Raw genomic sequence first — 17295 nt, 5'->3', positions numbered from 1 at the left:
GCTGGTCCGCAGCGTCACGGGCCATCGCGCGAATTCCTACGCCTGAAAAACAAAACCCCACGCTCCGGAAAACGTGGGGTTGGTCAGCAGTCTGAAAGGACACTCGCAAGTGTCCTTTTTTCTGCCCTCAGCTTTCGCCGAGAGCTACTTAAGCCGTCAACCCCTCACGCACCCAGCTCCGCATTCGAAGCCACATGCTTAGGCGCATTCACGCTGGCATCGTCCTGCTCCGACGAACCCGGCGTCTTGCCCGGCGGCGTAGCAGCGCTCAAAGGATGGCTTCCTTCGAGCGTCACCTGCACGCGCTTGCCATTGTTGCTATTCGCAGCAGCCGGCGCAGAAGAAGCCGACGCATTGTTCGACGCCGTGATTACCGGAGCCTGCGGCGCATTGATCGGCACCTTGCGGCCACGCGCGACATCGCGCAGACGCCCGCGCTCGGCCATCACCTTGGCGCCGTAGCCGCCGTCGTCCGGCGAGGTCGAGCCGACATAGAGACGCAGACCGCCCGGCAATGAACCGCCGCGCGCGATGCAGTCCTTCAGGACCAGCGCGCCGACCTTGATGTTCGCGACCGGTTCGAGCGCCGCGCTCTCGCCGCCGAAATACTGGAATTTGTCCGAATGAACCTTGGACATGACCTGCATCAGACCCTGCGCGCCCACGCCGCTCTCGGCGTAAGGATTAAAGCCGGATTCGATCGCCATCACCGACAGCAGCAGCAGCGGGTCGAGACCGACTTCGCGGCCGGTGTCGAAGGCGGCCTTCACGAGCTCGCTGACGGGCTCCTGAGCGACACGGTAGCGTCGGGCAAGGTATGACGCGACGAGCGCCTGTTCACGCGACGAGACCAGCACGCGGTCATCGCGGGCGTCGGCGGAAACGCGTTGCGCCGGAATCAGCCGGGCAAGCGCGGTGACGCTTTGCATCGTGCGCGGATCGAGGCCGTTGAGCGCCGCGATCCCCATGCCGCCGGCCGAGCCGGTGCCGTCGAACGCACCGTCGTAGCTGGTGTTGCTCACGGCCATGCCGGCGTTGTTGGCGCCGTTGCCGTTGGCCGCATCGGCGGCGTTCGTGTTCGTGTTCGAAGACAGTGTTTCGTCTGACGACGTGCGCCCCGGCGGCCCGAAAGCCGGCAGCGGATTGCCCTGCAGGAGGCGCGCGGGTCCGGCCTGGACAGCGGCCGAGAGGACCGGCATCAGTTTGGCCGCGAGCGTGCCGCGCCACGTCGGCATCAGCCACAGCGCGATTGCCAGCACGACGGCCATGCCGCCGACAATGCTGAACAGGTGATGACTCAATTGCGTCCCACGACGCACGGCACCGCGCACGATCTGCGCGATACGTTCATCAGGACGCCACGATAACCAGGCGTTCATTCAGATCTCCCATGTTGCATGATCCGCGAATTCCGCTGAACAAACAGGCGGCAACACACATTCGCAGAGTCAAGACATCGCGCGCTCTGTCTGGTTAGGGCAGCAGCGACGTCGGGAAAACGGCAAATACCGTTGTGGGGAGCCATCTTGAAAGCGGTCCGCGGCAGGCTGCGAAGCATGCGGGCGGTGGCTCCCACGCGAAAAACCAGCGTCAGATGGCGCTGGCGAGGACATCAATAAGACCGACGAATACCGTGCAGGGCTTCGGTAAGCGGTGACGCGTTGCGTCAGATGGGACCGGGGGCGGTGGTAAAAAACTCCACGCCCTGCAACCAATGTGGACGGATTCTAGGGCACGGTTTTATAGATCGTCAACACTACAAACAGGCAAATGTATAACTAATTGTAATAACGACGGCCCTTCGGAGCCCGCGAACCACCGCGCGAAGCGCTTTTCGGGCGATTTTGCCGCGTCCGCGAGTCTTATGACGTTCGGCCGATCTACGTGCGCTAGCCAACGCAGGTAAAATCGACAATCGCTTCGGCGCCGCCAATAGCGTCACGCCGTTCCACGCCGTTCCCTTTTTTCGCCGTTCGCGGCATTGAACCGCCAACATGAAATACAAAGACTTGCGCGACTTCATCGGCCGTCTCGAGACGATCGGCGAACTGCGCCGCATTCCGCAAAAGGTATCGCCGGTCCTGGAAATGACCGAACTGTGCGACCGCGTTCTGAGAGCCGGCGGCCCAGCCTTGCTGTTTGAGAACAAGGAGGCGCATGCGTTCCCGGTGCTCGGCAACCTGTTCGGCACGCCGCGGCGCGTGGCGCTCGGCATGGGCGTCGACGCGCAGGCCGGCGAAGGCGATGGCGCGGCGCTCGAATCGCTGCGCGACGTCGGCCGCTTGCTGTCGGCGCTGAAGGAACCGGAGCCGCCAAAAGGGCTGAAGGACGCGGGCAAGCTGTTCTCGCTGGCGAAGGCGGTCTGGGACATGGCGCCGAAAACCGTGAGCGCGCCGCCCTGCCAGGAAATCGTGTGGGAAGGCAATGACGTCGACCTCGGAAAACTCCCGATTCAGACGTGCTGGCCGGGCGACGCCGGCCCGCTGATCACTTGGGGCCTGACCGTCACGAGGGGCCCGAACAAGAGCCGACAAAACCTCGGCATCTATCGCCAGCAACTAATCGGGCGCAACAAGCTGATCATGCGCTGGCTCGCGCATCGCGGCGGCGCGCTCGATTTTCGCGAGTTCGCGCTGAAGAACCCGGGCAAGCCGTATCCGGTCGCCGTCGTGCTCGGCGCGGACCCCGCCACCATCCTCGGCGCAGTCACGCCGGTGCCGGACACGCTCTCCGAATATCAGTTCGCCGGCCTGCTGCGCGGCGGACGAACCGAGCTCGCCAGGTGCCTCACGCCCGGCGTTGATGGCTTGCAGGTCCCCGCGCGCGCGGAGATCGTGCTGGAAGGCTTCATCTACCCGCAGGAAGGCGCGCCCTCGCCTGCTCCTGCTGGCGCGCCGCCGCGGCCAGTGAAGGGCGCGTCGGCGGCTTACGAGCACGCGCTGGAAGGCCCCTATGGCGACCACACCGGCTACTACAACGAACAGGAGTGGTTCCCCGTGTTCACCGTCGAGCGCATCACGATGCGCCGCGACGCGATCTACCACTCCACGTACACCGGCAAACCGCCCGACGAACCGGCCGTGCTCGGCGTCGCGCTCAACGAGGTGTTCGTGCCGCTGCTGCAAAAGCAGTTCGCCGAGATCACCGACTTCTACCTGCCGCCCGAAGGCTGCAGCTACCGCATGGCCATCGTGCAGATGAAGAAGAGCTACGCGGGCCACGCCAAGCGCGTGATGTTCGGCGTCTGGAGCTTCCTGCGGCAGTTCATGTACACGAAGTTCATTGTTGTCGTCGACGAAGACGTCAACATCCGCGACTGGAAGGAAGTGATCTGGGCGATCACGACGCGCGTGGACCCGACGCGCGACACCGTGCTTGTCGATCGCACGCCGATCGACTATCTGGACTTCGCGTCTCCGGTGGCTGGACTCGGCTCGAAGATGGGACTCGACGCGACCAACAAATGGCCGGGCGAAACAGATCGCGAATGGGGCCGCCCGATCGAGATGGACGCGGCGGTCAAGCAGCGCATCGACAGTTTGTGGAACGAGCTGGGCCTCTGAGCGCCGCCCCGCGCGACCAAACAACCCAATAACGAGATTGATGGAGCAGTTGCGCGGATGCATGCCTTTTCGATGATGTCCGACGGGTTTTTCCTGTCGTTGTCGCTGTGCCTGGACATCGGCCTCGTGAACGTCGCGATGATTTCTCTGGCGCTGTCGCACGGTTTCAAACCCGGCTTCTGGCTCGGCCTCGGGTCGTGTGTCGGCGATCTGATTTACGCGGCCCTCGCGCTCGCCGGCATGGCAGCGCTGCTGCAGTTCGAGTCGGTGCGGTGGGTCGTGTGGATAGGCGGCGCGGCCATCCTGCTGTTTCTCACATGGAAGATGGCGCGCGAAGCGATGTTCCCGGCGTCGGCGCCGCCGGTCGCCGGCGAGGCCGATGCCAACGCGCCGCATCTTTCGGCGTGGCGCGGCTTCTTGCGCGGCGTGTTGCTGGCGGTATCGTCGCCGTCGGCGATTCTGTGGTTCGCCGCAGTCGGCGGCGCGTTGATTGCCAAGGCCGGCGCGACCAGTGCGGCCACCGCACCTGTGTTCCTGGGCGGCTTCTTTCTGGGCGGCTTGTGCTGGACGGTGTTTATTTGCGGCCTGGGCAGCCACGGCCGCAAACGCGCCGGCACCGGTTTACTGCGCGCCTGCCATGTGCTGTCCGCGCTGCTGTTCGCGTACTTCTCATATAGCGTGATCGTGAACGGCTATCGCGATCTGATATTGCAAACGGCGCAGCACTCGCCCGTTGCGCAAGCAGCGAGCTGATAAAAAACGGCGCACGCCGGCAACGAGGCGAGGCCGTTTTCGCAGACATCAACGGCGGGCGGGCGCCGCCGGGCGATCAAGCGATCACGCCAGATACTGCGCGAGCTTCTCAAGGTCGACGTTGCCGCCGCTCACGATCACGCCCACGCGCTTGCCCTTCACGGGCACGACGCCGTTAAGCACCACCGCCGCCGCGAGGCAGCCGGTCGGCTCGACCACGATTTTCATGCGCTGAGCGAAAAAGCGCATCGTCTCGATCAATTGCTCGTCGGTGACCGTTTCGATGCGCGCGACGAGCTTACGGATAATCGCGAACGTGTAGTCGCCAAGATGGGTGGACGCGGCGCCATCGGCGATGGTTCGCGGCGTGTCGATATGCACGACCTCGCCGCGCGCGAGCGATTGCTGACCGTCATTGCCCGCTTGCGGCTCGATGCCGATCACCGCGCACTCAGGGCTCAGCGCCGCCGCCGACAACGCGCTGCCGCCAATCAGCCCGCCGCCGCCCAGGCAGACGAACAACAGGTCGAGCGGGCCGGTTTCGTCGATCAGTTCCTTGGCCGCCGTGCCCTGCCCCGCGATCACATGCGGATGATCGTACGGCGGAATCAGCGTCATGCCGCGCTCCTCGGCAAGCCGCCGGCCGATCTCCTCGCGGTTTTCCTTGTAGCGGTCGTAGGAGATGACTTCGCCGCCGTAGCCCTTGGTCGCGGCAACTTTGGCGGCGGGCGCGTCGTGCGGCATGATGATCGTCGCGCGGATGCCCGCGAGGCGCGCCGACAACGCGATGGCCTGCGCATGATTGCCGGACGAGTAGGTCAGCACGCCGGCCTTGCGCTGCTCGGCGTCGAAATGGGAGATCGCGTTATAGGCGCCGCGAAACTTGAAGGCGCCCATCCGCTGAAAGTTCTCGCACTTGAAAAACACCGACGCGCCGGTGCGCTCGTTGAAGGTGCTCGAGGTCAAGACCGGCGTGCGGTGCGCGACGCCTTCGAGGCGTGCGGCGGCGTCGAGTACGTCGTCGAATGTGGGAGCGGGGAGTGGCTGCTTCGGCTGCATCGGCGGAGATTCCTGAGCGGTGGCGAGACGGCCATTCTCCCAGCTTCGCCGCCGCTTTGGAACGCCGGCGAACATTCGCGCGAGGCAATGAAAAAACACGTCGAAAGCTAGTCAAAAAACAGAACGGCGTAACCCGGCAATCAAGCCGGCGTTACGCCGTTCATCGGGCTTCAGCTTGCTAGCTGACTCGCTCAGCGCCGATAGTAGCCGTGTCCGTAGCCATATCCACCGCGGTAGTAGCCGTGGCGATAATACGGTCGGCCATAACCATAGTATCCACCATATCCGCCGACCACCACCGGCGGCGGCGCATAGACAACGGGCGGTGCATAGACGACGGGCGGCGGCGGCGGGTAGTACACCGGCGGAGGCGCCGCGTAGACCGGGTACGCCGGCGCGACCGGTACCCCGATACCGATACCGACAGAAACGTGCGCTTGCGCGACGGAGGCAAGCCCCACGCCGAGTGCGGCAGCAACAACAAACGGGACGATCTTTTTCACTTTGTTCTCCTGGCGCGGCCCACTCAAGGTCGCCGACTGCGCATGCCTTGCATGCTACGAAATCAATTTATCTAAAAAGGCCGCGCGACGCTGTTCGCATTTGTTGCAAATTGCAATAGGCGAAAAGAAATTGCATTGCCGGCGCGTCGGCGGCGCAGTTGGAAATGCGGGAAGGTCGTGCAGAATCAAGCAATTGCGCGTGTCGCGCACGCGGCGAACGGTTTCCACAGGCGCATGCCGGTTCAACGGACGTCACCCCGGTAATCTTTAATTACAAATTAGCTTTAATACTGAGGGCGGCGCGCAACAGGCAATAAAAAGCCCGGCGCGCAGGCCGGGCATTGTCTCGTCCGAGGTTGGGTGCGGCGTCAGCCGACTTTCACGTAGGCAAATTCGCGGGACACATTCGGCGGAACGTACGCGACGCTGATCCGCACGCGCGGACTCAGACGTTTTTTCTGGTCCCACCAGCGACGCCGCTGCGCATGCGTCAGAAACCGCAGATGCTTCCGGTAAGAAAAAATGCTCATCGTGACCTCCCCGAGTTCGATTGCAACATTGCTAAGCGCGTACCCATGAAACAGCCACGGCCACATCGGCCATGCGGAAATTGTGAGCAGTTTTCAAGCCCGCGGGGCCGGCGCGCCGCCATGACCGGCTGTGCGCGTCATATCGCCGGCAAACTCATCTGACGACAGTCGTCGCCAGTTGCTCCACCTGCTTGCTCCACCTGCCGGCCGATGCGCGATACTGCTGCTTTCCCGTCCAAGCCCCGTCTGGAGCCCGCCGACATGTCCCAGTCCCGTCCTCTGCCCCGCCTCGGTTTTATCGGCGCGGGCCGGCTCGCGCGTTGCCTCGCGCTCGGCTTTTCCCACGCGGGCTATCCCGTGACGGCGGTGGCAAGCCGTACCGCGGCATCCGCCGCCCGGCTCGCCAGCCAGATTCCTGGCTGCTTGGCGCTCGACGACCCTCAGCAGGTCATCGACAACGCCGACGTCGTCTTTTTAGCCGTTCCGGACGACAGCATCGGTACGTCAGCGCACATACTGCGTTTTGAGCCGGACCAGGACCAGGACCGAGACAAAGCTGGCGGCAAGGCGCTCGTGCATTGCAGCGGCGCATCGCCGGTCGAGCTGCTGGCGCCCGCGCGCGACCAGGGGGCGTCGATCGGCGGGTTTCATCCGCTGTACCTTTTCGGCGGCGAGGCGAGCGACGTCGACCGTATCGCCGGCTGTTCGATAACAATCGAGGCCGACGGCGCCTTGAAGGACACGCTGACCGCGTTGGCCCTCGCGCTGCGCTGCCATCCGCTGTCGATTCCGCCAGGCAGCCGCATGCTGTACCACGGCGCCGCCCACTACGCGGCGAGCTTCGCGCTGTGCAGCCTCGCCGAATGCGTCGCGCTGTGGCGCACGCTCGGTTTTGCCGAAGACGACGCGTTGCGTGCGCTCTTGCCGATGCTCGCGGGCACCATCGAAACCGCACGCGACAAGGGGCTGTCGAACGCCCTCGCCGGACCCATATCGCGCGGCGACACCGGGGTCGTGCAGAAACAGTTGGCGCTGTTCGAGAGCCTCGGCGGCGACCATGCCGCGCTGTACGGCTTGCTGTCGCGGCGCGCGGTCGCGCTGGCGCAACGCCGCGCCACGCCGCCCGCCGCGATCGACGCCATCTCGGACGCCGTCGAAGAATCGTTGGGACGGTCACTCAATCAGGCGGCAGCAGGTGCAAGCGTCAAGTAAGCCGTGATAATGTGACGTCCGGCGCCGCGCGCAATCCGCCGGCGCCTCGCTTCGGGACCAACAGACGAGAACGCACAATGATCAAGGTCAGCATCCTCTATCCGTACCGGGAAAACGGCCACTTCGACGTGGAGTATTACTGCGCCACGCACATGCCGCTTGCGGCGGAGCTGTTCGGCCCGTCGCTGAAGGGCTGGTCCGTCGACGTGGGCATCAACGCCGGGCCGCCGGGCACGCCGCCGCCGTATGTGGCCGCGGGCCATTTCCTGTTCGACAGCACCGAGGATTTCTACAAGGTCTTCAAGCCGACGTCGGAGCGGCTTCTTGGCGACATTCCGAATTACACCGACGGCGGCAACGGCGCGATTTTCATCAGCGAGATCAAGGTTTCGGTGTAGTGACGCGGACGCGTGACGCGGAGCCGGAGCGGCACTGCTGGCGGCCGATTCGTGCGGCCAGTCGTTGCGCTTGCGTCGAGGCAACTGTGTTCCGCGTAGCTGTCTTAGCAACGTTGCACAACGCATGCAGCCGCATCGGCGGCGCATGCGACATGACAAACCGCCGTGCGCCCCACCGAAGCGCCGGCGCCCAGGCCGTTGAACGGCTGCCATCAGAAGCATAAGGACACGAGATGTTTGGCGATATCGCCCGTTTTCTGCTCAATACCCTCTTCACGTTGTTCGGCGCGGCGCTGCTGCTGCGCGCGTGGCTGCAGGTCGTGCGCATGCCGCCGTACAACCCGGTCACGAACGCCGTGCTGCAAGCCACCAACTGGATCGTTCTGCCGCTGCGGCGGATTCTGCCGACCACGCGCAACGTCGACTGGGCGAGTCTCGTCGCAGCGCTGATCGCGGCAATCATCTACGTGGTGTTGATGGTGGTGCTGACCGGCGCCGATCCGCTCACGCTGCTGCCCACGCTGCTGATCGTCGCGGTGCTGACGCTGATCAAGTGGGCGCTGAACCTGATCATCTGGCTGACGATTCTGATGGCGCTCCTGTCCTGGCTCAATCCGCGTTCGCCGGCCATGCCGATTCTGTACCAGTTGACCGCGCCGTTTCTGAACCCGCTGCGGCGAGTGATCCCGCAACTGGGCGGCATCGACCTCTCGCCGATTCTGCTGTTCGTGATCGTGCAGGTTCTGTTGATGGTGGTCACGCGTGCTGCGGTTCAGCTCACTTACTTCGTGATCTGAGGCGCGCTCGCGCGGCCCATGAGCTAAGCAAGGCAGCGGCGCAATTTGCGCTTGCTGCCCTTTCGCGAGTAAAATAGCGCGCTCTGCGGGCGTCGTATAATGGTAATACCCTAGCTTCCCAAGCTAGAGCCGTGGGTTCGATTCCCATCGCCCGCTCCAGATACTTTCCGGCAGTTGCCCAATAGTTGCCGCTGTTCCGTGGAAAGTATCTGCATTCCGCAAAACTTCAAATCCAGTGATTCGCTTGCCACACCAACCGTGCGGACGCCGCATGGTGATAGCGGCCGAGAATATATCGAATACCGCCGCGGCATTCTTCCACGGCATCGCCGAATGATTCGATGCCGTCCGGATTCAATTCATATTGCGACGGCAGCAATTGAAACAGCCCGCGCGCGCCCGATTTCGAATTGCGCAGATTGACCGCGCCGCCCGACTCCTGCGCCATCAGCCACAACAGGTCGTTGAATTGCGTCAGCGGCACGCGTTCAATCAGCATCGCTTTACGAAGCGCATTGCGTGAAGTAGCCGGAACACGGTTCGGCTCAATTGCGATCCAGCCGGATTTCGCTGATTTTGCTTCGCGGTGATTGTGTGCGTGCTGACTCATAACGGATATTCGCGTGAATTAATCGTTGGAAAGAAGAAATGGCTTACAGAACGATTAAATCACATAACCGGTGACTTCCGTTATCGAAACGTAATGTCGCCCGGTTCGCCGTTGCTGCCAAGTGGACTCTGTCTGGACGCGCCCTTTTGCGTTGTGCTACCTTACGCGCACTTGCAACGCCCGCTCCACCTGACTGCCGAGCCTTCGGCGGAAATCAAGCACGAGCCGCCTCGACGAAGGCGGCTTTTTTATAGCGACGGCTGGCCGGCGCGGCAACCCGGCGCGATCGCATGGCAGCCGACGCGGCAGCCGACGCGGCAATCGGCGCGCACAATATGCCGCCGACGCGGCCTACGCGCCGCGCCCGGCGGCGGCGTCACAAAGCGCCCAAGCGCCCGATGCCCCATGCCCACGCCAACCGCGACCTTCACCTTGTAGCAGCATCGACCATGATCCACGATACCCACGACGCCGGTTTGCCCGACGAACTCCCGACACCCTCCAGCGAAACCGACGCGCACCAGGCCGAGACCGAGGCCGACGCCAACGCTCCGCAAGACGAAACGCTGCACCGCCGACGCATCCGCAGCTTCGTCACGCGCGCGGGCCGCGTGTCGACCGGCCAGCGCCGCGCGATGGACGAACTCGGTCCGCGCTTCGTCGTGCCGTTCGCGCCGCAGCAGCCGGACTGGAACAGCGTGTTCGGTCGTGAAGCGCCGCGCGTGCTCGAGATCGGCTTCGGCATGGGCGCGACGACGGCGGAGATCGCCGCACACCGTCCGGCCGACGATTTTCTCGGCGTCGAAGTGCATGAGCCGGGCGTCGGCGCGTTGCTGAAGCTGATGGGCGAGCAGTCGCTCACCAACATCCGCATCATTCAGCACGACGCCGTCGAGGTGCTCGAACAGATGATCGCGCCCGATAGCCTCGACGGCGTGCATATTTTCTTTCCCGACCCGTGGCACAAGGCGCGCCATCACAAGCGCCGCCTGATTCAGCCGAAGTTCGTCGCCCTGCTCGCCTCACGGCTAAAGCCCGGCGCCTATCTGCATTGCGCGACCGACTGGCAAAACTACGCCGAACAGATGCTCGAAGTGCTGAGCGCGGAGCCGTCGTTGCAGAACACCGTCGACGGCTATGCGCCGCGGCCTGACTATCGTCCGGTGACGAAGTTCGAGCGGCGCGGTCTGCGGCTCGGCCACGGCGTGTGGGATCTGGTGTTCCGCAAGCGCGAGATCGCGTAAAGGCGAAAGCACTCACGGCCGGAACATCGGCCTCGCCAATAAAGAAGGTCCGCCAGCATAACTGGCGGACCTTTTTTATTGTCTCGCGCAAAAGAGCGCGCCGGCGTCAATCCGTCCAGCTCAACGCGCCGCTATAGCCGACCAGCAGAATCAGCAATCCGAAGCCGATGCGATACCACGCGAACGCCGTGAAATCGTGCCCGGCAATATAGCGAAGCAGCCAGCGCACGCACAGAAACGCACTGACAAACGCGGCCACGAAACCGAGCGCGAAGATGCCGAGCGCGTCGACGGACAACAGATGCCAGTCCTTGTACAACTCGTAGGCCGTCGCGCCGAACATGATCGGGATCGCGAGGAAAAACGAAAACTCGGTCGCCACGCGGCGGTCGAGACCAAACAGCATCCCGCCGATGATCGTCGACCCCGAGCGCGACGTGCCGGGGATGAGCGCGAAGCATTGCGCCAGGCCAACTTTCAGCGCGTCCATTGGCGTCATGTCGTCCACGTCGTGCACGCGGGCGGCCTTGCCTTCGCCGCCTTGCCCGCGCTGCCGAGCCTCGGCCCACAAGATGACGACGCCGCCCACGACGAGCGCGAACGCGACCGGCACCGGCGAAAAGAGCGCCGCCTTGATCGACTTTTCGAGCAGCAGTCCGAGCACGATCGCCGGAATGGTTGCGATGATTACATTGAGCGTGAAGCGCCGCGCCTCAGGACGGCTCGGCAAGCCGGTCACGACGCTGGCGATGCGCCGGCGAAACTCCCAGCACACCGCGAGAATCGCGCCGAGTTGAATCACGACGTCGAAGGTCTTCGCGTGTTCGTCGGTGAAGTTGAGCAGACTGCCCGCGACGATCAGATGCCCGGTGCTCGACACCGGCAAAAACTCCGTCAGACCTTCGACGATGCCCAGAATCAACGCCTTGCAAGCCAATAACCAGTCCATCCGTGCCCCTCATCGCTATTGATTGTCGATTGCCGGAACTGGCAGGAGCAGCACGGCGACGCGCGGCCCTGCCGGCCGCGCACAGCGTCATTTCTCGACGATTTGCACGCGTATACCGTTTGTAAGGATCGTGATTGTACCGGGTTCGTAGTTCACTCCGGCAAATTGCAACTGTTCCGGCTTGAACGTGTAGATCGGATAATTGCTCAGCAACTGCGTCGCGAGGACGGCGGCGGCAGCATTGATCTGTTGCGTGTACGCCTGCGCCTGGCCGTTCACGCTGACGTTGTCGACGTTCGGCGATTTAAGCACGACGGACCGGCTCGCGGCATCGTACGCGAGTTCGCTCGACAGTGTGAAAACGCCGTCGACCGGCTGCGGCATGAAGGGGCTCGCGAGGTGCGCGTCGAGCTTCACCGACACGCGGTTTGCGTCCGGCAGCAAGCCGACCACCGGATGGCTCAACGCGACGTCGAACACCTGGGAAACCGTGCGCTGATACGGAAATTTCCGCTGCACGGCGTCCTGCACCTGCTGCTGCGAGAACGTGTAATGCGACGGAATGAACGGAAAAGTCGACGTCGCGCACGCCGCGAGCGAGACGGCGCCAAGCGCGCTCGCGCCTGCCAGCGCGGCGAATAAAAAACGGCGCCGGGCCGGCGCAACCAATCGAGCCATACGGTTTCTCCAATCGACCACAGTTGAGGGCTTAGCCCTCTGTCAAAGCACTTGTTTCATCGCACTTGTTTGATTCAACGCGCGGGCTGCGTCTGCGCCTCCAGTTGCGTGAGCCACAAAAGCGCTTGCCCTCGATCGTCTGCGCACATCTCCGCTTGCGGCTGCAATCCCGAACAGCACGCGGGGCGCTCGGGCCGTCCGAAGATAGCGCAACGCAAATCGTCGGCAAGCTGCACGCAACGCACGCCTGCCGGCTTACCGTTCGGCATGCCCGGAATCGGGCTCGAAATCGACGGCGCGATGCAGCACGCGCCGCAATCGGGCCGGCACGCATGATCGGTCAGAGACTCGCGTTTTGCAACGCGCCCATATACATCGTTCACGACGAAAATTCCTGGATTCGAGCAACGGCGCCGCAGCGCCAGTCCCGCATTGTGCCACCGTGTCGCGTGCGACCTTTTTACACAATCGCGCGCGAGGCGGCTCCCCTACACTGGCTCTCGATCTGAGGATCTGAACGATCTTAAGGATCTAAATAAAGGCCACGCTCACGAGGCGCCCGAGTACGTCGCACGCAGTTTCCACGCGGTCCGCAAAAAACCATGCGCAACCGGCGCGACTCCCGCCTCTTATCGCGGCCGTCGAACACGAGCCACTCATGACCAACGCCAATTCGCTCTTTCGCCCCGACCTGCTCGCCAAATACAGCGCGAACGGCCCACGCTATACGTCCTATCCAACGGCCCTTCAGTTCCGCGACGACTTCAACTCCGCCGACTATCTGCGCGCGGCAGCCGATCCCGGCGCGTCCGCCGCGGACCTCTCGCTGTACTTCCATATCCCGTTCTGCGACACCGTCTGTTTCTATTGCGGCTGCAACAAGATCGCAACGAAAAACCGCGGGCGCGCGCGCCCGTATCTGGACCAGTTGAAGCGCGAAATCGCCTTGCAGGCAGCGTGTTTCGACACGCGCCGGCCGGTGTCGCAATTACATCTGGGCGGCGGCACGCCGACCTTCATGTCGAACGACGAACTCGCCGAATTGATGAGCGCGGCCCGCGACCACTTTACCTTGCTGCCCGACAGCGAAGCCGAATATTCGATCGAAGTCGATCCGCGCGAGGCCTCGCCGGATACGATCGTGCATCTGCGCAAGCTCGGCTTTAATCGGCTGAGTCTCGGCGTGCAGGATTTCGATCCGCTCGTGCAGCAGGCGATCAACCGCATCCAGCCGCTCGATATGACCGCGTCGGTCATGCAGGCTGCGCGGCACGTGGGCTTTCATTCGATCGGCGTCGATCTGATCTACGGACTGCCGCATCAAACGGTGTCGAGCTTCAGCCGCACGCTCGACACGATGATCGAGCTCGCGCCCGATCGCCTGTCGGTGTTCGCGTACGCGCACATGCCGAAGCTCTTCAAGATGCAGCGTCAGATGGACGCCGCGGCGCTGCCCTCGCCTGCCGAGCGTCTCGCTATCCTGCAACGCGTGGTGGAGCGTCTGACCGCGGCCGGCTACGTGTACATCGGCATGGATCATTTCGCGCTGCCCACCGACGAACTCGCGCGCGCCCAGGCACAGCGGACCTTGCACCGCAATTTCCAGGGCTACAGCACGCGCGCCGAATGCGATCTGATCGGCTTCGGCGCGTCGTCGATCGGCAAGGTCGGCGACGTCTACGCGCAAAACGCAAAAGATCTGCCGGCGTATGGCGCCGCGATCGACGCGGGCCGACTCGCGATCACGCGCGGCGTGCGCCTCACCGCCGACGACCGTTTGCGGCGCGACATCATCACCCAGTTGATGTGCAATCTGGAACTGCGCTTCGACGAATTCGAAGCGATGTACGGCATTCGCTTCGCCGATACGTTCGAGCCGGAACTCGAACGCTTGCGCGGCTTCGAGCAGGACGGCCTCGTGTCGGTCACGGACCGCAAGCTCGAAGTGCGGACCGCCGGGCGCATGCTCGTGCGCAACATTGCGATGGTGTTCGACCGCTATCTCGGCCAGCAGACGCTCGAACGGTTTTCGCACACTGTCTGAACGACTGGCGAATGGCGGCTGGGGGCGGCTTGCCCGTCGGCGGATTTTCGGCCATAATCTGCGTCTTCGCCGCGCGAGAGTTTTTAACGCGTGTGCCGCAAGATCTGCCCAGGTGGTGAAATTGGTAGACGCAGGGGACTCAAAATCCCCCGCCGCAAGGCGTGCCGGTTCGATTCCGGCCCTGGGCACCATCAAGTTTCCGAGCAATACCCAAGCAACACAAAGAAAACCCGCGCCGGCTGAACGCTTCGCGGGTTTTTCGTTTTTGGTTTCGCAATCTTGTCGCGCGGTTTGAGCAGCGCGACAGCAAGCCGCCGCGCCACCAAACCCTCAACTCTGCCCCCCAACCACCCGCGCAGCACTCCCATGCGCCGCCGCGCGCTTCCGCTTGAACGCATAACCCGCCCACATCACTACGAGCCACACCGGCACGAGCCACACGGACACGGACAAACCGGGCGTCATCGCGAGAATCACGAGGATCAGCGCCATGAACGCGAGGCAGATCCAGTTGCTCACCGGAAACCAGAACGACTTGAAGACGAGCGTCTCGCCCGCGGCGACCATCGCCCGGCGCGACTTCAGATGCGTCAGGCTGATCAGCGCCCAGTTCAGCACCAGCGCGGCAACCACGAGCGCCATCAGGAGGCCGAGCGCTTCCGCGGGAATCAGATAGTTGACGATCACGCACGTGAACGTGGCGAGCGCCGACAGGCCGATCGCCATATACGGCACGCCGCGCCGATCGACCTTCATCAGCGCGCGCGGCGCATTGCCCTGTTCCGCGAGACCATAAAGCATGCGGCTATTCGCATACACGCCGCTGTTGTACACGGAGAGCGCCGCGGTCAGCACGACGACGTTGAGCACGTTCGCGGTCAGCGTCGAACCGATCTGCGAAAAGATCATCACGAACGGGCTGCCGCCGGCCGCGACTTCGTTCCACGGATACAGCGAAAGCAGCACCGCCAGCGAGCAGATGTAGAAAATCAGAATCCGGTAGATGACCTGATTCACGGCCTTCGGAATGCTCTTTTGCGGCTCGTCGGCCTCGGCTGCGGTGATGCCGATCAACTCCAGTCCGCCGAACGAAAACATGATGACCGCGAGCATCGTGAAGAGGCCATGAAAACCATGCGGGAAAAATCCGCCGTGGCTCCAGAGATTCGTGACCGACGCCTGCGGTCCGCCGTGGCCGGAAATAAGCAGATAGCCGCCGAACAGGATCATGCCGATCACGGCCACGACCTTGACGATCGCAAACCAGAACTCGGTTTCGCCGTACGCCTTCACGTTCGCGAGATTGATCGCGTTGATGCCGGCAAAGCAGACGAGCGCCGATACCCACGTCGGCACACCGGGCCACCAGTAGTGGACATAGGTGCCGACCGCCGTCAGCTCGGCCATGCTGACGAGCACGTACAACACCCAGTAATTCCAGCCCGACAGGAAGCCGGGAAAGTCGCCCCAATACTTGTACGCGAAGTGGCTGAACGAGCCCGCCACCGGTTCCTGCGCAACCATCTCGCCCAACTGCCGCATGATCATGAACGCGATGATTCCGCCGATGGCGTAGCCGAGAATCATCGACGGGCCGGCGGCCTGCAACACGCTCGCCGAGCCGAGAAAAAGGCCCGTGCCGATCGCGCCGCCGAGCGCAATGAGTTGAATATGGCGATTCTTGAGCCCGCGCTTCAGGCCCTCTTGCTGTAGTGCATTGTTCAAATTGCGCCCCAGTGTATGGATTTCGATCGCCCGACAGCAGACTTGTGGCCCGCCCCGGCAGAACCGAAAATTTTACCCCGGCCGATATTGCCCAAATACTGGTGTCAACCCGCGCTTCGTGCCGCGCCGCACTTGCCCCGCCGAATGTGATTGTCACTGCGGCGCCGGTTCGGTATGTTGCCGTAGTCGGGTTGGCCGTCTCCGGAGATTCAGCATGTCGCCCAAAAAACGCCTCGTTTGCGCCGCCGTCTTGTGTCTTTGTTTTGCGAGCCGCGGCGCGTTCGCGCAGACTTACACGCCGGCTCCGGCGCCCGAGCCTGCAACGTCTGCGGCACCGGGCGTGGTGCTCACGCCGGGGCCGGCTGCCGAATCTTCCGCGCCTGCGGTACGGGATCAGATGCCCGGCCAGGCGCCTGCCGCCGAAGCCAGCGCCGCCGCAGTGCCCGCCCCCGCTTCAGGCGCGCCGAGCACACCGCCCGCGAAAGCCGCCGCCGCACCGCCCGCCGCCGCGCCCATGACCGGTCCCGTGCGCAACGTCGTGCTGGTCCACGGCGCATTCGTCGACGGTTCGAGCTGGAACGGCGTGGTCGCGAAGCTGCAGCAAAAGGGCTATCGCGTGAGTTCGGTGCAGAACCCGCTGACCTCGCTCGCCGACGACGTCGCCGCGACGCGCCGCGTGCTGGCTCGCCAGCAAGGGCCGACGATACTCGTCGGTCACTCGTGGGGCGGCGTCGTGATTACCGAAGCGGGCGCGAATGCGCCGAACGTCGCGGGACTCGTCTACGTGGCGGCCGTTGCGCCGGATCTGCACGAGTCGACGACGGACCTGCTGAAGCGCGCCGCGCCGATGCCGGCGGGCGCAGGCATGACCAAGGATGCAAGCGGCTTCCTGTGGCTCGATCGCAGCAAGTATCACGCGGATTTCGCCGCCGACGTCCCCGAGAACGTGACGCGCGTGCTGTCCGCGGCGCAGGTGCCGATCGCCGCGACGGCTTTCGGCGAAACGGTCAGTCAGGTCGCGTGGAAAGAGAAGCCTTCGTGGTACGTGCTGACGACGAAAGACCGCGCCGTGTCGCCGGACGTCGAGCGATTCATGGCCGAGCGGATGGGCGCGAAGATCGTGCCGATTGCGTCGAGCCATCTCGCGCCGGTGTCGCATGCGGGCGCGATTGCGGACGTGATCGACCGCGCCGCGCGCGAATTGAGCCGGCAGCAGTAGGCGTAGGCCCG

At 63.7% G+C, this 17295-nt stretch carries 17 protein-coding genes and 2 tRNA genes; 10 read left to right on the top strand and 9 right to left on the bottom strand.

Annotated features, from left to right (window positions below; all coding sequences use genetic code 11):
* Nucleotides 1-164: 164 nt before the first annotated feature.
* Nucleotides 165-1379, bottom strand: a complete 1215-nt coding sequence (locus C8K18_RS18800) for a lytic transglycosylase domain-containing protein (RefSeq protein ID WP_107708754.1) — start codon at nt 1377-1379, stop codon at nt 165-167.
* Nucleotides 1380-1994: 615 nt separating this feature from the next.
* Here C8K18_RS18800 and C8K18_RS18795 point away from each other — a divergent pair.
* Together C8K18_RS18795 and C8K18_RS18790 are read left to right on the top strand one after the other, a co-directional pair.
* Entirely contained in the window at nt 1995-3563 is a 1569-nt protein-coding gene (locus tag C8K18_RS18795) for a UbiD family decarboxylase (RefSeq protein ID WP_107708752.1), read from the top strand.
* A gap of 57 nt (nt 3564-3620) precedes the next feature.
* A complete protein-coding gene (locus tag C8K18_RS18790; protein ID WP_107708750.1) occupies nt 3621-4316 on the top strand; it encodes a LysE family translocator in 696 nt (231 codons plus the stop codon).
* 84 nt (nt 4317-4400) lie between these two features.
* Here the strand turns inward: C8K18_RS18790 and C8K18_RS18785 are convergent, their stop codons facing one another.
* From C8K18_RS18785 to C8K18_RS33330, 3 genes are all read right to left on the bottom strand, one after another.
* Nucleotides 4401-5375 (bottom strand): threo-3-hydroxy-L-aspartate ammonia-lyase, encoded by a 975-nt coding sequence (locus tag C8K18_RS18785; RefSeq protein WP_107708748.1) that lies wholly within the window; start codon nt 5373-5375, stop codon nt 4401-4403.
* A gap of 191 nt (nt 5376-5566) precedes the next feature.
* Nucleotides 5567-5878: a hypothetical protein gene (locus C8K18_RS18780; protein ID WP_006050154.1), complete on the bottom strand. Its 312-nt coding sequence runs from the start codon at nt 5876-5878 to the stop codon at nt 5567-5569.
* A gap of 368 nt (nt 5879-6246) precedes the next feature.
* On the bottom strand, nt 6247-6408 hold the full coding sequence (locus C8K18_RS33330) for a hypothetical protein (protein WP_165919826.1): 162 nt from the start codon (nt 6406-6408) through the stop codon (nt 6247-6249).
* 261 nt (nt 6409-6669) lie between these two features.
* Here C8K18_RS33330 and C8K18_RS18770 point away from each other — a divergent pair, with 261 nt between their 5' ends.
* The 4 genes from C8K18_RS18770 to C8K18_RS18755 all read left to right on the top strand — a co-directional run bounded on the left by C8K18_RS18770 (nt 6670) and on the right by C8K18_RS18755 (nt 8974).
* On the top strand, nt 6670-7620 hold the full coding sequence (locus tag C8K18_RS18770; protein ID WP_107708746.1) for a Rossmann-like and DUF2520 domain-containing protein: 951 nt from the start codon (nt 6670-6672) through the stop codon (nt 7618-7620).
* A gap of 77 nt (nt 7621-7697) precedes the next feature.
* Nucleotides 7698-8018 carry an EthD family reductase gene (locus tag C8K18_RS18765; RefSeq protein ID WP_107708744.1) on the top strand — a complete coding sequence of 107 codons (321 nt, stop codon included), beginning with the start codon at nt 7698-7700 and terminating at the stop codon, nt 8016-8018.
* Nucleotides 8019-8251: 233 nt separating this feature from the next.
* Entirely contained in the window at nt 8252-8815 is a 564-nt protein-coding gene (locus C8K18_RS18760) for a YggT family protein (RefSeq protein WP_006050150.1), read from the top strand.
* Nucleotides 8816-8900: 85 nt separating this feature from the next.
* A tRNA-Gly gene (locus tag C8K18_RS18755) sits at nt 8901-8974 on the top strand.
* 67 nt (nt 8975-9041) lie between these two features.
* On the opposite strand, the gene C8K18_RS18750 is transcribed toward C8K18_RS18755, so the two are convergent.
* Nucleotides 9042-9314 carry a hypothetical protein gene (locus tag C8K18_RS18750; protein ID WP_258196145.1) on the bottom strand — a complete coding sequence of 91 codons (273 nt, stop codon included), beginning with the start codon at nt 9312-9314 and terminating at the stop codon, nt 9042-9044.
* 560 nt (nt 9315-9874) lie between these two features.
* Here C8K18_RS18750 and trmB point away from each other — a divergent pair.
* Nucleotides 9875-10669, top strand: a complete 795-nt coding sequence (gene trmB / locus C8K18_RS18745; protein ID WP_107708780.1) for a tRNA (guanosine(46)-N7)-methyltransferase TrmB — start codon at nt 9875-9877, stop codon at nt 10667-10669.
* Between the two features lie 106 nt (nt 10670-10775).
* On the opposite strand, the gene C8K18_RS18740 is transcribed toward trmB, so the two are convergent.
* The 3 genes from C8K18_RS18740 to C8K18_RS18730 form a co-directional block, all read right to left on the bottom strand.
* A complete protein-coding gene (locus C8K18_RS18740; RefSeq protein WP_029968002.1) occupies nt 10776-11618 on the bottom strand; it encodes an undecaprenyl-diphosphate phosphatase in 843 nt (280 codons plus the stop codon).
* A gap of 87 nt (nt 11619-11705) precedes the next feature.
* On the bottom strand, nt 11706-12296 hold the full coding sequence (locus C8K18_RS18735) for a DUF1439 domain-containing protein (protein WP_107708740.1): 591 nt from the start codon (nt 12294-12296) through the stop codon (nt 11706-11708).
* Nucleotides 12297-12370: 74 nt separating this feature from the next.
* Nucleotides 12371-12679, bottom strand: a complete 309-nt coding sequence (locus tag C8K18_RS18730; protein WP_029968005.1) for a YkgJ family cysteine cluster protein — start codon at nt 12677-12679, stop codon at nt 12371-12373.
* A gap of 275 nt (nt 12680-12954) precedes the next feature.
* Between C8K18_RS18730 and hemN the strand changes: the two genes are divergently transcribed.
* Nucleotides 12955-14340 carry an oxygen-independent coproporphyrinogen III oxidase gene (gene hemN, locus C8K18_RS18725; RefSeq protein ID WP_107708738.1) on the top strand — a complete coding sequence of 462 codons (1386 nt, stop codon included), beginning with the start codon at nt 12955-12957 and terminating at the stop codon, nt 14338-14340.
* Nucleotides 14341-14446: 106 nt separating this feature from the next.
* Nucleotides 14447-14531: transfer RNA gene (locus tag C8K18_RS18720), tRNA-Leu, on the top strand.
* Between the two features lie 139 nt (nt 14532-14670).
* On the opposite strand, the gene C8K18_RS18715 is transcribed toward C8K18_RS18720, so the two are convergent.
* The gene (locus C8K18_RS18715) at nt 14671-16065 is read right to left on the bottom strand and encodes an amino acid permease (RefSeq protein WP_107708736.1); all 1395 of its coding nucleotides are present in this window, start codon (nt 16063-16065) and stop codon (nt 14671-14673) included.
* A 214-nt stretch (nt 16066-16279) separates the two neighbouring features.
* Between C8K18_RS18715 and C8K18_RS18710 the strand changes: the two genes are divergently transcribed.
* Nucleotides 16280-17284: an alpha/beta fold hydrolase gene (locus C8K18_RS18710; protein WP_107708734.1), complete on the top strand. Its 1005-nt coding sequence runs from the start codon at nt 16280-16282 to the stop codon at nt 17282-17284.
* Nucleotides 17285-17295: the final 11 nt, after the last annotated feature.

Origin of the sequence: Paraburkholderia sp. GV068 (assembly GCF_003058125.1) — a bacterium.
GTDB lineage: Bacteria > Pseudomonadota > Gammaproteobacteria > Burkholderiales > Burkholderiaceae > Paraburkholderia > Paraburkholderia graminis.
Note: the sequence above shows the minus strand (reverse complement) of the source record. Positions and strands in the feature narration are given on the sequence as shown.